A 13,899-nucleotide genomic window follows, 5' to 3' on the forward strand; every position below is an offset into this window, starting at 1 on the left:
CACTGCCGCGCGGCATGGGCAAGATCGTGAATATTGCCAGCCTGCTGTCCTTCCAGGGGGGCATCCGCGTGCCTTCCTATACCGCCAGCAAGCATGGCGTGGCGGGACTGACCAAGCTGATGGCAAATGAATGGGCCGCCAAGGGCCTGAACGTCAATGCCATCGCGCCCGGCTATATCGAAACCAACAACACCGAGGCCCTTCGCGCCGATCCCGACCGGTCGCGGGCCATCCTGGACCGCATTCCCGCGGGCCGTTGGGGCAAGGCCCAGGATATCGGCCAGACCGCCGTCTTCCTGGCAGCGCCTGCATCCGATTACATCAACGGCGCGATCCTGAACGTCGATGGAGGCTGGCTTGCACGATAGGCTGCATCACACCCCGTCCGATGCCCCCGCAGGCATCGTCCATCTGGGCCTTGGGGCCTTTTTCCGCGCCCATGGGGCGATCTATGTCGATCAGGCCATGCAGGCCGGTGGCGGCGATTGGGGCATCATCGGGGTGTCGCTGAAATCGCCGGGCACGCGCGACAGGCTGCGCCCGCAGGGCTGGGCCTTTACGGCGGTCGAACTGGCCCCGGACGGCGAACGCCCGCAGGTCGTCACCATCCTGCGCGACGTCCTGGTCGCCCCCGAGGACGCGCAGGCCGTGCTGGACGCGATGGCCGATCCCGCCATCCGCATCGTCAGCCTGACGGTGACGGAAAAGGGCTATTGCCACGAACCCTCGACCGGTCGGCTGAACCGCGATCACCCCGATATCCGGCACGATCTGGACAACCCGCTGCCGCGATCGGCGCCGGGTTTCCTGGTCCGCGCGCTGGAACTGCGCCGCGCTGCGGGCACCGCGCCCTTCACGGTGCTGTGCTGCGACAACCTGCCGGAGAACGGGCATGTCCTGCGCGGCGTCGTGCTGGAACTGGCGGGTCTGATCGACCCTGAACTGGCCGATTGGATCAGGGCCGAAGGGCGCTTCCCCTCGACCATGGTGGACCGCATCGTGCCCGCGACCAGCCCCGAGGATCTGGATCAGGTCGCCCGCCTGACCGGCCAGCGCGACGAGGCCCCGGTCATGCACGAACCCTTCCGCCAGTGGGTGGTCGAGGATGATTTCGTGGGCGGCGACCGCCCTGATCTGGGCGCGGTTGGGGTGCAGCTGGTCGCCGATGTGACGCCCTATGAACACATGAAGCTGCGGATGCTGAACGGCACGCATTCCTCGCTGGCCTATCTGGGCTATCTGGCGGGCCATCAGACGATTGCCGAAACCATGGGTGATCCGGTCTTTTCCGCCTTCGTGCGCAAGCTGTGGCGTGATGAGATCATCCCCGCCCTGACCCCGCCGCCGGGCGAGGATCTGGCCGCCTATGCCGATGCATTGCACGACCGCTATGCCAACCCCGCCATCCGGCACCGCACCTGGCAGATTGCCATGGATGGCAGCCAGAAGCTGCCGCAGCGCATCCTGGGCACCATTGCCGAAGGCCGCGCCGCGGGCCGTGCGGTTCCGGGGCTGACCTTGGCGGTGGCCGCCTGGATGCGCTATGTCTCGGGGGTCGATCTGGCGGGCAGGGCGATCGAGGTCAAGGACCCGATGGCCGACCGGCTGGCCACCCTGTGGTGCGACGATCCCGCCGAAACGGTTGCGGGCTTTCTGGCGCTGGAACAGGTGTTTCCGGCGGCGCTGCGGGCGGATGCGGGCTTTGCGCGCGATCTGACGGCGGCGCTGACGGCGCTTTGCGACAAGGGGGCGGCGCAGGCCGCGGCCGATGCGTGATCCGCTGATCCTGAACCCGGCTGACAACGTGGCGATCCTGACCGAAAAGGGCATCGCCCTTGCCGGTCACAAGATCGCCCGCGCGGGTATCGCCCAAGGGCAGACGGTGGTCAAATACGGCCAGACCATCGGCTATGCCACCGCCGACATTGCCGCGGGCGATCACGTCCACAGCCACAACTGCGCCTTCGGCGAGCATGACCGCGACTATCGCCCCGGGGCGGGACTGGCCCAAGCGCAGGCGGCGCTAGCGGCGCATCAGGACGCAGGAATGGTCTTTCAGGGCTATCACCGCGACGGGGGGCAGGTCGGGACGCGCAACTTCATCGCGTTGGTGGCGACCGTGAACTGTTCGGCCACAGTGATCCGGCGCGCCGCCGAGGAATTGCGGATCGAAGGGGCGCTGGACCCTTACCCGCATGTCGATGGTGTGGTGGCCTTCGCGCATGGGACGGGATGCGGCATGGCCGACAGCGGGCCGGGCTGGCAGGCGCTGCAACGGGTGCTGACCGGCCATGCGGGGCATCCCAATGTCGGCGCGGCGCTGTTCGTGGGCCTGGGCTGCGAGGTGATGCAGATCGCCCGCATGAAGCGGGATCTGGGGCAGGCCGCGCGGTTCCACGGGCTGACCATCCAGGAAAACGGCGGTACCCGGCGCACCATCGATGCCATCAAGGACCGCGTGCGGCAGATGCTGCCGCAGGTCGATCAGGCGCGCCGCGCGCCGGTGCCCGCATCCGCGCTGCGGATCGGGCTGCAATGCGGCGGCTCGGACGGGTTTTCGGGGATCACGGCAAACCCGGCGCTTGGGGTGGCCTGCGACATGCTGGCGGCGCAGGGGGCATCGGTCGTGCTGTCCGAAACGCCCGAAATCTTCGGCGCCGAACGCCTGTTGCTGGACCGCGTGTCGCGTCCCGAACTGGCAGACCAGCTGCTGGCCCGCCTGCGCTGGTGGGAGGATTACGCCGCTCGGAACGGCGCGTCGCTGGACAACAACCCCAGCCCCGGCAACAAGGCTGGCGGGCTGACCACCATTTTGGAAAAATCCCTCGGTGCGGTCGCCAAGGCTGGTGCCACGCCGCTGAACGCGGTTCTGGAATATGGCGAGCCCATCACCGCGCCGGGGCTGAATTTCATGGATACGCCCGGCTATGATCCGGTGTCGGCCACGGGTCAGATCGCGGGCGGGGCGCAGCTGATCGTGTTCACCACCGGGCGCGGTTCGGCCTTCGGCTCCAAGCCCGCGCCGACGATCAAGCTGGCCACGAATGACGCGCTTTATGCCGCGATGCGCGACGACATGGACATGAACTGCGGTGATATCCTGTCGGGTGTCAGCCTGCAGGACAAGGCCCGCCAGATCATCGCGATGATCCTGGACGTGGCCTCGGGGCAGGAAACGAAAAGCGAGGCCCTGGGGCTGGGCGACAACGAATTCCTGCCCTGGCAGATCGGGGCCGTGGTCTAACCCACGGCCTGCGGCACCAGGGCGCCGCGGTGCTGGATCACCCGGCGGCTGAGGTCATGTCCCGCCATGATCGCCGCATGGCAGTCGGCCCCTTGCAGCCATGCGGCCAGATAGCCCGCGTTGAAGCTGTCGCCGGCGGCCGTCGTGTCGATTGCCGCCTCGGGGCGCAGGTCGGGCAGCCGCCCCTGACCCTGCGTGCCCTCAAAGGCCATCGGCCCGCCGCCATTCTTCACCACGACATGGCAGCTGCCCACGGCCAGATAGCGGGCGATGGTGGCCTGCGGATCGGCATCGCCGAAATGGGTGGCCTCGTCGTCAAAGCTGGGCAGGATCAGGTCGGCATGGGACGCCGCCTGCTGGATCGTCTCGCGCATCGTCGCCGCATCCGCCCACAGCCGGGGCCGCAGGTTCGGATCAAAGATGACGGTGGTGCCCGCCTTGCGCGCTTGGATCAGCGCCTGCATCAATGTCTGGCGGCCTTCGGCGGGCAGGATCGCCAGCGTGATCCCCGACAGATAGGCCATGCGCGCGCCCTGCAAGGCCCGCGTCAGTGCGCCTGCATCATCGGCCAGCCTGCGCGCGGCCGAGTTGTCGCGCCAATAGGAAAAGCTGCGTTCGCCATCCTTCAGGCTGATCGCATAAAGGCCGATCTCTCGCTCCGGGTCGCGGGTGACATGGTCGGTGCCGATGCCCTCGGCTTTCAGGAAATCGACCAGTTTCTGCGAAAATTCGCCGGTGCCGACGCGGGTCAGGTAATCGATCCGCCAGTCGCGCGGCATCAGGCGGCGCAGATACCATGCGGTGTTCAGCGTATCGCCCGCGACCCCAAGGCGCCACAGGTCGGGCTGGTCGCTGGCCGACAGTTCCACCATCGCTTCGCCCACGGAAATGATGCGTGTCATGTCAGGTCCTTTCGCGATGGGTCGATGGAAACGGGATCGTTCGGGCCAAGGCCGCGCCGGGTCTGTCGCATCGGGTGTCTTTCAGTCGGTGAAATAATCGGGATGGGCCGCGGCCATTTCGGGCAGTTCAGTCAGCATCTGGCGCAGATGGGTGCGGATCGCGGTTTCCGCCGCATCGGCATCGCCCGCCGTCAGCGCGTCCAGAACCGCGCGATGCTGGGCGATGGTCCGGCTGCGGTCGAAGACGCGCATCGACATGTGGCGCAGGCGGTTCATCTGCGATTTCAGCCGTTCCAGATCCTGCCAGACGGCGGGCTGCCCTGCGGCCAGCGCCATCGCCTGATGGAACCGGTCGTCCGATGCGATGAATTCGGCCACGTCGCCCGCCTTGTCGGCCTGGTCCTGGATCGCCAGTTCGGACTGCATGGCGCCCAGGTCGGGGCGGGCATCGGCCACCATGCGGGCCAGATCGCTTTCCACGGCTTCGCGGATCAGGCGGGCCGAAAGCACCGCACGGACCGAGATCTTGCCGATATAGGTGCCGCGCTGCGGCTTGATTTCGGCCAGACCCTCGCCTGCCAGGCGGATGAATGCCTCGCGGACGGGCTGGCGGGACAGGCCGATGCTGTCGGCGATCTCGGTTTCGGACAGGCGCGCACCGGGGGGCAGGTCGCCGCGGATGATGCGTTGATACAGCCAGTCATGGACCTGCTGGGCGGTGGATGCGGGGCGCGCAAGAATGGTATGTTCGGGCATCGGTTTCTCCTGCTCTCAGGACTATTCCATACTTCCATACAAGTAAAGTCTACGGGAGGTGAATTGCCGGACTCGACTTGTGGAAAGATGTTCCGTAATTAGAACGTAAAGTGAACATAACGAATGGATGGGAAAGGATCATGGGACGGCGGCTGCTTGGCATCTGGTTTCCAAGGCTGGCAAGCGAAGCCAGCCTGCGGCATCGCCCCGTCGAAGGGCCCTTTGCCTTGGTCCTGCGTGTCGGCAATGCCGATCAGCTGCATTGCCTGAACCCCGACGCCCTGGCACAGGGCCTGCACCCCGGCATGGCCTTGGCCAATGCCCGCGCGATCTGCCCCGATCTTTCCACGCGCCCCGCCGATCTGGCGGCGGACGGGGCGGCGCTGGCCAGCCTGCGCCGATGGGCGATGCGCTATTCGCCGCTGGTGGCGCGCGATGGGGGGGACGGGCTGTTGGCAGACATCACCGGCGTCGCCCATCTGTTCGGGGGCGAGGCAGAGCTGCTGGCCGACCTGCAGGACGGTCTGTCGCGTGCCGGGCTGTCGGCGGTGGCCGCCATTGCGGGCACGCGGGCGGCGGCGCATGCGTTGGCCCGTCATGGCGGGGGGATCGTGCCCGACGGGCGGCTGGCGCAGGGGGTCATGCATTTGCCGGTCCATGCCCTGCGGATCGACGGGACGACGGCGGCCGCGCTGGGGCGGGCGGGCCTGACCCATGTGGCCGATCTGGCGGCCCTGCCGCGCGCGCCCCTGGCCCGCCGTTTCGGGGCCGACCTGATGATGCGGCTGGACCAGTTGCTGGGCCATCAGCCCGAACCCGTCGCCGCCGAACCTGATGCGCCACATTTCGGGGTCCGCATGACCCTGCCCGAACCCATCGGGCTGCGGGACGACGTGATGGCGGGTCTGGAACGCCTGCTGGGGCGGCTGTGCGATCACCTGTCCCACCATCAGCACGGCGCGCGTCGGCTGCGGCTGGAACTGTCGCGCGTCGACCGGGAAACCGTGACCGTCGAGATCGGCCTGGCGCGGGCCATGCGCGATCCCGACCGGATGGCCGCGCTGTTCGCGCATGGCCTGGACGATATCGATGCCGGCTTCGGGATCGAGGCGATGCGCCTGACCGCCCCCCGGACCGAACCCCTTGCGCCGGGGCAGATCGCCATGGACCAGGCCGGGCAGGGGGGCGACGCGCTGGCCGACCTGCTGTCGCGGCTGGGCAACCGGCTGGGTTTCGATGCGGTCCTGCGGTTCCTGCCGGTGGAGAGTCTGATCCCCGAACGCAGCTTTCATCTGGCCGCCGCGGCCTATTCCTGCGCGGCGCGGGGGGTCGCATGGTCCGGTCCCGCACGCCCCTTGCGCCTGTTCCCGCCCCAGCTGGTCACGCCCACCAGCGAACCGCGCCCCGGCACGCCGCCTGCAGGGTTCGTCTGGCAGGGGCAGGTTCTGACCACCCTGCGCGCGGGGGGACCCGAACGGATCGCGCCCGAATGGTGGCTGGACGATCCCGACTGGCGTACGGGGCTGCGCGATTATTGGCGCATCCAGACGCATCAGGGGCCGCGGCTGTGGTTGTTCCACACGCCCCAGGACCCCGGCTGGCACGTGGCGGGGGAATTCGCATGACCGCCCCCCATACCCGCTATGCCGAACTTTGCGTGACGACGAACTTCACCTTTCTGACCGGGGCCTCCCACCCCGAGGAAATGGTCACCCGCGCCGCCGAACTGGGCCTCGAGGCCATCGCCATCACCGATCGCAATTCCGTCGCGGGTGTGGTGCGGGCCTTTTCCGCCTTGAAGGAACTGCGCCGCCTTCACGCCGAGGCCGGGCCCATCATCCGGTCCCAGCGGGTAACCGACCATTCCAGCCGCCAGGTGGTGCCGCATTTCACCGGCCAGACCCCGGCGCCCGATCTGCCCAAACCCGATCCCTCCGTGCCTGATCTGCCCGGCCCGACCCTGCCGCGCCTGATCGCCGGCAGCCGGCTGATCCTGCGCGACAGTGCAGTGGAATGGATCGCCCTGCCGACCGATCTGGCGGCATGGTCGCGGCTGACGCGGCTTTTGTCCCTGGGCAAGCGGCGGGCGCCCAAGGGGCAATGCCACCTGACGGGAGCGGATCTGGCCGAATGGGGCGCGGGAATGGTGCTGATCGCGCTGCCGCCCGACCCTTTGGGCCAGGCCCCAGACAAGGATGACCTGCTGGCCGTGGCGCGCCGTTTTCCGGGCAATGCCTATCTGGGGGCGGCGCCGCGCTATGACGGGCGCGACCAGGGGCGGCTGGATGCGCTGGCGCAGGTCTCGGCCGCCACGGGCCTGCCGATGGTGGCGGTGGGGGATGCGCTGATGCATCGCGCCTATCGCCGTCCTGTGGCAGATGTGCTGACCTGCCTGCGCCTTGGCCGGGCCATCGACAACATCGGCAGCGCCCGCCTGCCCAATGCCGAACGCCGCCTGAAATCGGGGGCGGACATGGCGCGGTTGTTTCACCGCTATCCCGCCGCGCTGAACCGTAGCATCCAGATCGCGGCGCGCTGCACCTTTGCGCTGGACGATCTGCGATATCAGTATCCGCAGGAGGACAGCGGCTCTGAGACCGCCCAGCAGCGGCTGGAACGTCTGACCCGCGAAGGCATGGCTTGGAGGTATCCCGCAGGCGCCCCCCAGAAGGTGCTGGACGGGATCGGCAAGGAACTGGCCCTGATTGCCGACATGGAATACGCGCCGTATTTCCTGACCGTCCATGACATCGTGGCCTTTGCCCGCAGCAAGGGCATCCTGTGCCAGGGGCGGGGGTCTGCTGCCAATTCGGTGGTCTGCTATCTGCTGGGCATCACCGAGGTTCCGCCCGAAACCATCACGCTGATCTTCGAACGCTTCATCAGCAAGGACCGGGGCGAGCCGCCCGATATCGACGTTGATTTCGAACATCAACGGCGCGAGGAGGTGATCCAGTGGATCTATGAGAAATACGGCCGCGAACGTGCCGGGCTGACCGCGACGGTGATCCATTTCCGGTCGCGCGCCGCCATCCGCGAGGTGGGCAAGGTCATGGGCCTGTCGCAGGACGTGGTGGCGCGGCTGACGGGGCAGATCTGGGGCTGGTCCTCGGCGGCGCCGGGCGATGACCGTCTGCGCGATGCGGGGCTGGACCCGCGCGACCGGCGGTTGCGCCAGACGGCCTGGCTGATTTCCCAGGTCATCGGCTTTCCCCGCCACCTGTCCCAGCATGTCGGCGGCTTCGTCATCACCCGCGACCGCCTGGATGAACTGTGCCCCATCGAAAATGCCGCGATGGAGGGGCGGACCATCATCGAATGGGACAAGGACGACATCGACACGCTTGGCCTGCTGAAGGTCGATATCCTGGCGCTGGGGATGCTGACGGCGATCCGCAAATCCTTTGCCCTGCTGGCCGATCACCGCGCCCGCCACCTGACGCTGGCCAACATCCCCCCCGAGGATCCCGCCGTCTATGACATGCTGTGCCGCGCCGATGCGGTGGGGGTCTTTCAGGTCGAAAGCCGCGCGCAGCTGAACTTCCTGCCGCGCATGCAGCCCCGCGCCTTCTATGACCTGGTCTGCGAGGTCGCCATCGTCCGCCCCGGTCCCATCCAGGGCGGCATGGTCCATCCCTTCATCAACCGCCGTCAGAAACGCGAACCGATCGAGGACCTTGGCCCCCAGATGATGGAGGTTCTGGGCCGCACCTATGGCGTGCCGCTGTTCCAGGAACAGGCCATGCAGATCGCCGTGGTCGCCGCGGGCTTCACCCCTTCCGAGGCTGATCGCCTGCGCCGGTCGCTGGCGACCTTCAAGCGGATGGGCACCATCGGCAGCTTTCGCGACCGCTTCGTGTCGGGAATGCTGGCGCGGGGCTATGACGCGGATTTCGCGCAGCGCTGCTTTGCCCAGATCGAGGGGTTCGGCAGTTACGGCTTTCCCGAAAGCCATGCGGCCAGTTTCGCGCGGCTGGTCTATGTCTCGGCCTGGCTGAAATGCCACCACCAGGCGATCTTTACCTGCGCGCTGCTGAACAGCCAGCCGATGGGGTTCTATGCCCCCGCCCAGCTGGTCCGCGATGCCCGCGACCGCGGCGTCGAGGTGCGTCCGGTATCCGTCAACCATTCCGAATGGGATTGCACGCTCGAACCGCGGCAGGACGGGTCGCTGGCCATCCGTCTGGGGTTCCGTTTGATCCGCGGCATGAAATCCGAGGATGCCGCCTGGATCGGGCTGGCGCGCGGCAATGGCTATGCCGATGTCGAGAGCCTGTGGCGCCGCGCCGGCGTGCCGCCTGCCGTGCTGGAGCGGCTGGCCGAATCCGATGCCTTTGCCGCCTTGGGCCTGACGCGGCGCGACGCGCTCTGGGCGGCCAAGGCGCTGAATGCCCCCAAACCCCTGCCGCTGTTCGGCCTGGACGGAGAAGGCGGGGATGAGCCGCAGGTGATCCTGCCCCCCATGTCCCTTGGCCAGGAGGTGGTCGAGGATTACGTGTCCCTGCGCCTGTCGCTGCGCGCCCATCCGCTGGAACTGTTGCGTCCCGACCTGCCGGGTTGCGTCCCCCATGAACGGCTGGGGCAGGCGTCGGGGCGCATTTCGGTCACCGGGCTGGTCATCACGCGTCAACGTCCGGGCACGGCATCGGGCGTGATCTTCCTGACGCTGGAGGATGAGACCGGCAACGCCAATGTCGTCGTCTGGAACAAGGTCTATGAAGCCTTCCGCAAACAGGTGGTCACGGGGCGCCTGCTGCGCGTTCGGGGCCGGGTCCAGCGCGACGGCCAGGTGATCCATGTGATCGCCGAACAGATCGAGGACCTGTCACCGCGCCTTGGCGAACTGGGCCGCCCCGTCACGCTGCAGGTGAATGACGGACGTGCCGACGAAACCCGCCGCCCTGTCGGGGGCAGCATGGGGGGCGGTGCGCGCCATCCCCGCGATCAGGCCCGCCAGCTGTTCCCCAGCCGTGATTTCCACTAGGCCGATCTGGCGGCGGGCTGCGCCACCCCGTGCCGCCCCAAGGGCAGCATCAGCGGTCGCCCCGAGGCCGGGTCGCTGATCACCATGCTGTCCAGCCCGAAGACGCGGCGCACCATGTCGCGCGTCAGCACTTGGTCGGGCGGACCCACGGCGTCGATGCTGCCCGCCCGCATCGCGACCAGGTGATCGGCATAGCGCGCCGCCAGGTTCAGGTCATGCAGCACCATCACCACCGTCGTGGCGCGCGCGCGGTTCAGGTCGACCAGCAGGTCCAGGACCTCGACCTGGTGACAGATGTCCAGATAGGTGGTCGGTTCGTCCAGCAGCAGAAGGTCGGTCTGCTGGGCCAGCGCCATGGCGATCCAAACCCGCTGACGCTGGCCGCCCGACAATTCGTCGACCGCGCGTTCGGCCAGATCCTGCGTGCCGGTCGCCTGCAGCGCCTCGGCCACGGCCTGATCGTCCCGGGCGGTCCAGCGCGACAGGAACCCCTGATGGGGGTGGCGGCCGCGCCCGACCAGATCGGCCACCGTGATGCCCTCGGGGGCGATGGGGGATTGCGGCAGCAGGCCAAGGGTCCGGGCCAGATGCCGGGGCGACATTGCGTGGATCGATTTGCCGTCCAGCAGCACCTGCCCGGCCTTGGGTGCGATCAGCCGCGACATGGTCCGCAGCAGGGTGGATTTCCCGCAGGCATTCGCCCCCACGATGGCGGTGATCCGGCCCGCGGGGATCTGCAGGTTCAGACCCTGAAAGATCATCCGCTCGCCATAGCCCGATGACAGGTCACGGGCGGAAAGGGTGTTGTCTGGCATCAGGTCGCTCCGGTCTTGTTGGCGCGGATAATCAGGAAGATCAGATAGGGCGCCCCGATGGCGCCGGTCACGACACCCACCGGATAGCGCCCCGGCAGCAGGAACTGGCCCGCGAAATCGCCTGCCAGCACCAGAAGGGCGCCGACCAGCGCCGCGGGGATCAGGACCGATCCGCGCGGCCCGACGATGCGCGCGGCGATGGGGCCGGACAGGAAGGCCACGAAGGCGATGGGACCGGTGATGGCAGTTGCCACCGCGATGATGCCCACCGCCGTCAGGATGACGATCAGCCGCGTGCGGGCGACATCCGTGCCAAGGGCCGCGGCGGTGTCCTCGCCCAACCTCAGCATCTCCAACCCGCGCCGCTGGCCGATCAGCAGGCTGCCGCAGGTCGCAAGGGCAAGCGCGGGCCACAGCGCCTGGTCCAGCGTCGCGCCGTTCAGGCTGCCGGTCAGCCAGCGCATCGCCTGCTGCAGATCCCAGGCCGGTGCCTGCGCCAGCAGGAAGGCGATGGCGCTGTCCAGCATCGCCGACACCCCGATCCCCACCAGGATCAGCCTCCCCCCCGAAATGCCGTCCCCGAAGGACAGCCCGAAGATCGCCGCCGCTACCGCCAGCCCCGCCACGACCGCCATGATGGCGACCCAGGGGGCACCAAGCGACAGGGTGACGATGGCAAAGACCGCCGCCGCGCTGGCGCCCGCATTGATGCCGATGATGTCGGGGCTGGCCAGCGGATTGCGCAGCATCACCTGAAACGCTGCGCCGCCCAGACCGAAGGACAGGCCCGACAGCACCGCCAGCACCACGCGCGGCAGGCGCAGCTGTCCCACGGTGAAGGATGCGCCAGGAACGTCGATCCCGGCCAGCACGCGCAGGACGTCGCCGGGCGGCGTCACGGATTGCCCGACGCACAACGTGATCAGAAAGGCCAAAGCCAGCGCCGCCGAAAGGCCGGCCACGGCCCGCGCATGGGCGCTCCGACGCCGGTGGCGGGCGGTCTGAAGGCGGGTCAGGGTGGTCTGCAGGGTCACAGGCTGGCGATCCTCTGGCGACGGACGATCCAGATGAAGAAGGGCGCGCCGATCAGGGCGGTGACGATGCCGACCGGCAGTTCGGACGGGCGGATCAGGATGCGCCCAAGCGTATCGGCCCCCAGAAGCAGGCAGGCCCCCGTCAGCGCCGACAGGGGCAGCAGCCAGCGATGATCGACCCCGAACAGCAGCCGGCACAGATGCGGCACGACCAGCCCGACAAAGCCGATGGGTCCGCAAATCGCGGTCGTGGCCCCGCACAGCAGGATGGCCGACACCGCCGCCAGCCCGCGCGCGACGGCGGGGCTTTCGCCAAGGCCGCGGGCCAGATCCTCGCCCAAGGCCAGCATGTTCAGGCGGCGGGCGGTGGGGATGGCCAACATAAGCCCGACTGCCAGAAAGGGCGCCACCTGCGCGATGCCCGCAAAGGTCGCGCCGCCCACACCGCCGATCTGCCATGACCGCACGCCGCCCGCGATATCGTTGCGCGGCAGCACCACCGCGATCACCATCGAGGACAGCGCGACCGATGTCGCAGCCCCCGACAGCGCAAGCTTCAGCGGAGTGGCACCGCCCCGGCCCATCGACCCGATGGCATAGACCAGTATCGCCGCCGCCGCCGCGCCCAGGATCGCGACCCAGACATAGGCCGCAAGGGTGGACATGCTGAACCAGGCGATGCCGATCACCACCGCCAGCGAGGCGCCCATGTTGACGCCCAGGATGCCCGGATCGGCCAACGGGTTGCGCGTGACCCCCTGCATGATGGCCCCTGCCAGCCCAAGTGCGGCACCCGCCATCACGGCCAGCACGGTACGCGGGATGCGGGTGGCGACGGCGGCCTGGCCGATCGTGTCGGCGTGACCGGCGAGGGCCGCCAGAATGTCATCCGCGCCGACGTGACGGGTGCCCACCATCACCGACAGCACGCACAGCGCCGCCAGCGTCAGCAGGGTCGCGCCCAGCCAGAACCCCTGCGACCGGGTCCGGGTCATCGCGCGTTCTGCGCGGCTTGCGCCAGCTGCGCGACATAGCCCGGCAGGACATAGGGGATGGCCAGCGGTGTCGGATTGGCGGCCGCCGCCTGCGGCCCCGTGCCCAGCATCACCACCGCGTCGTTGGCAACCGCCGGCATCCGGCCCAGCAGCGGATCGGCCCGCATCTGTTCCAGCAGCTCTGGGCCGCCATAGGTCACGATGATGTCCACGTCGTCGAACATGTCCACCCGCTCGGCGCTGATCGAACCCGAGAACTGGCCGGGTTTCGTCGCTTCGATCACGCTGGAGGGCGAGGCCAGCCCCAGGTCGTGGAAGAAGCGCACGCGCGCATCGTTGTCATTGTAGAAATTCACCACGCTCAGATCGGTCGGGTCCAGATGGGTGACGAACATCGCCGTCTTGCCCCTGATCTGCGGGTGCCGGGCCACGGCCTCGGCGATTTTTGCCTCGGTGCTGGCGATCAGGGCGTCGCCTTCTGCGGCCATCCCCATGCCCGCGCTGTCCAGGCGGATCATGTCGCGCCAATCGGTGGTCCAAGGCGCCTCGGGATAGGCGACGACCGGGGCGATCATCGACAGGGTGTCATATTCGGACTGTTCCAGCCCCGAATAGGCGGCCAGGATCACGTCGGGACGCGATGCCGCGACCGCCTCGAAGTCGATACCAGCGCCTTCCTCGAACAGCGGCGGGGGGGATGCGTCCAGCTGATCCAGCCGCGCGCTGACCCAGGGCAGGATGCGATCGTCGTCGTCATCCCCGAATGTGGCCGCCGCAAAACCCACAGGCAGGACGCCAAGCGCCAAGGGAACCTCGTGATTGGCCCATCCGACGGTGGCGATGCGCTGCGGCTTTGCAGGGATGGTGGTGGTGCCAAGCGCGTGGGTGATCACCTGCGGATAATCGCTGTCCCCGGCCAGCGACGGCATCGCGGCGGGCAGGGACAGGCAGGCGGCAAGCGCGGTCGCGCAGGGCAGGGATCGGCACCACATCGGCGACACTCCGTTGAAATTGATCGGTCTTTCGGCGAACGGGCCGGGATTTCAGGGTTGAGGCGTCGCATTTCTGCGACAGTCGGGCAGTTTCTTACAAAAACACTAGGAATAAGCAAGACGTTTACTGACGCCGGGATTAAAAGGCCCCGATCAGCAATCCGGCAGCGCGGCGCG

11 protein-coding genes are annotated in these 13,899 nt (G+C 68.1%); 5 read left to right on the plus strand and 6 right to left on the minus strand.

The annotated features are described in order from the left end of the window. The 3 genes from DKT70_RS12205 to DKT70_RS12215 all read left to right on the plus strand — a co-directional run. Positions 1 to 368, plus strand: a 368-nt coding sequence (locus tag DKT70_RS12205; protein ID WP_146612631.1) for an SDR family oxidoreductase, incomplete at its 5' end; no start/stop codon positions are given. Between the two features lies 1 nt (position 369). Beyond that, positions 370 to 1,776 (plus strand): mannitol dehydrogenase family protein, encoded by a 1,407-nt coding sequence (locus tag DKT70_RS12210; RefSeq protein ID WP_456095298.1) that lies wholly within the window; start codon positions 370 to 372, stop codon positions 1,774 to 1,776. Further along, positions 1,769 to 3,244 carry a UxaA family hydrolase gene (locus DKT70_RS12215; protein WP_111559405.1) on the plus strand — a complete coding sequence of 492 codons (1,476 nt, stop codon included), beginning with the start codon at positions 1,769 to 1,771 and terminating at the stop codon, positions 3,242 to 3,244. Before DKT70_RS12210 ends, DKT70_RS12215 begins: the two co-directional genes overlap by 8 nt. Here DKT70_RS12215 and DKT70_RS12220 read toward each other — a convergent pair. Together DKT70_RS12220 and DKT70_RS12225 are read right to left on the minus strand one after the other, a co-directional pair. After that, positions 3,241 to 4,146 (minus strand): sugar kinase, encoded by a 906-nt coding sequence (locus tag DKT70_RS12220; RefSeq protein WP_111559406.1) that lies wholly within the window; start codon positions 4,144 to 4,146, stop codon positions 3,241 to 3,243. The two genes, DKT70_RS12215 and DKT70_RS12220, sit on opposite strands and share 4 nt — an antisense overlap. 81 nt (positions 4,147 to 4,227) lie before the next feature. Next, entirely contained in the window at positions 4,228 to 4,902 is a 675-nt protein-coding gene (locus tag DKT70_RS12225) for a GntR family transcriptional regulator (protein ID WP_072296280.1), read from the minus strand. A gap of 140 nt (positions 4,903 to 5,042) precedes the next feature. Here DKT70_RS12225 and DKT70_RS12230 point away from each other — a divergent pair, with 140 nt between their 5' ends. Continuing rightward, positions 5,043 to 6,527, plus strand: a complete 1,485-nt coding sequence (locus DKT70_RS12230; protein ID WP_111559407.1) for a Y-family DNA polymerase — start codon at positions 5,043 to 5,045, stop codon at positions 6,525 to 6,527. Next, entirely contained in the window at positions 6,524 to 9,886 is a 3,363-nt protein-coding gene (locus DKT70_RS12235; RefSeq protein WP_111559408.1) for an error-prone DNA polymerase, read from the plus strand. The genes DKT70_RS12230 and DKT70_RS12235 overlap by 4 nt, the downstream gene beginning before the upstream one ends. On the opposite strand, the gene DKT70_RS12240 is transcribed toward DKT70_RS12235, so the two are convergent. From DKT70_RS12240 to DKT70_RS12255, 4 genes are read right to left on the minus strand one after another with little or no spacing between them, the layout of a single operon-like run. Continuing rightward, entirely contained in the window at positions 9,883 to 10,701 is an 819-nt protein-coding gene (locus tag DKT70_RS12240; RefSeq protein ID WP_111559409.1) for an ABC transporter ATP-binding protein, read from the minus strand. The two genes, DKT70_RS12235 and DKT70_RS12240, sit on opposite strands and share 4 nt — an antisense overlap. Beyond that, positions 10,701 to 11,735 (minus strand): FecCD family ABC transporter permease, encoded by a 1,035-nt coding sequence (locus DKT70_RS12245; protein WP_233490553.1) that lies wholly within the window; start codon positions 11,733 to 11,735, stop codon positions 10,701 to 10,703. Before DKT70_RS12245 ends, DKT70_RS12240 begins: the two co-directional genes overlap by 1 nt. Continuing rightward, a complete protein-coding gene (locus DKT70_RS12250; protein WP_111559410.1) occupies positions 11,732 to 12,730 on the minus strand; it encodes a FecCD family ABC transporter permease in 999 nt (332 codons plus the stop codon). Before DKT70_RS12250 ends, DKT70_RS12245 begins: the two co-directional genes overlap by 4 nt. Continuing rightward, positions 12,727 to 13,722: an iron-siderophore ABC transporter substrate-binding protein gene (locus tag DKT70_RS12255; RefSeq protein WP_111559411.1), complete on the minus strand. Its 996-nt coding sequence runs from the start codon at positions 13,720 to 13,722 to the stop codon at positions 12,727 to 12,729. The genes DKT70_RS12250 and DKT70_RS12255 overlap by 4 nt, the downstream gene beginning before the upstream one ends. Positions 13,723 to 13,899 lie beyond the last annotated feature (177 nt).

The organism is Paracoccus sediminilitoris (assembly GCF_003259195.1).
Lineage (GTDB): Bacteria > Pseudomonadota > Alphaproteobacteria > Rhodobacterales > Rhodobacteraceae > Paracoccus > Paracoccus sediminilitoris.

Coding starts and splice junctions, on each gene's coding strand:
- DKT70_RS12220 (WP_111559406.1), bottom strand. CDS start 4,146: ATGACACGCATCATTTCCGTGGGCGAAGCGATGGTGGAACTGTCGGCC.
- DKT70_RS12250 (WP_111559410.1), bottom strand. CDS start 12,730: ATGACCCGGACCCGGTCGCAGGGGTTCTGGCTGGGCGCGACCCTGCTG.
- DKT70_RS12240 (WP_111559409.1), bottom strand. CDS start 10,701: ATGCCAGACAACACCCTTTCCGCCCGTGACCTGTCATCGGGCTATGGC.
- DKT70_RS12230 (WP_111559407.1), top strand. CDS start 5,043: ATGGGACGGCGGCTGCTTGGCATCTGGTTTCCAAGGCTGGCAAGCGAA.
- DKT70_RS12215 (WP_111559405.1), top strand. CDS start 1,769: ATGCGTGATCCGCTGATCCTGAACCCGGCTGACAACGTGGCGATCCTG.
- DKT70_RS12225 (WP_072296280.1), bottom strand. CDS start 4,902: ATGCCCGAACATACCATTCTTGCGCGCCCCGCATCCACCGCCCAGCAG.
- DKT70_RS12255 (WP_111559411.1), bottom strand. CDS start 13,722: ATGTGGTGCCGATCCCTGCCCTGCGCGACCGCGCTTGCCGCCTGCCTG.
- DKT70_RS12235 (WP_111559408.1), top strand. CDS start 6,524: ATGACCGCCCCCCATACCCGCTATGCCGAACTTTGCGTGACGACGAAC.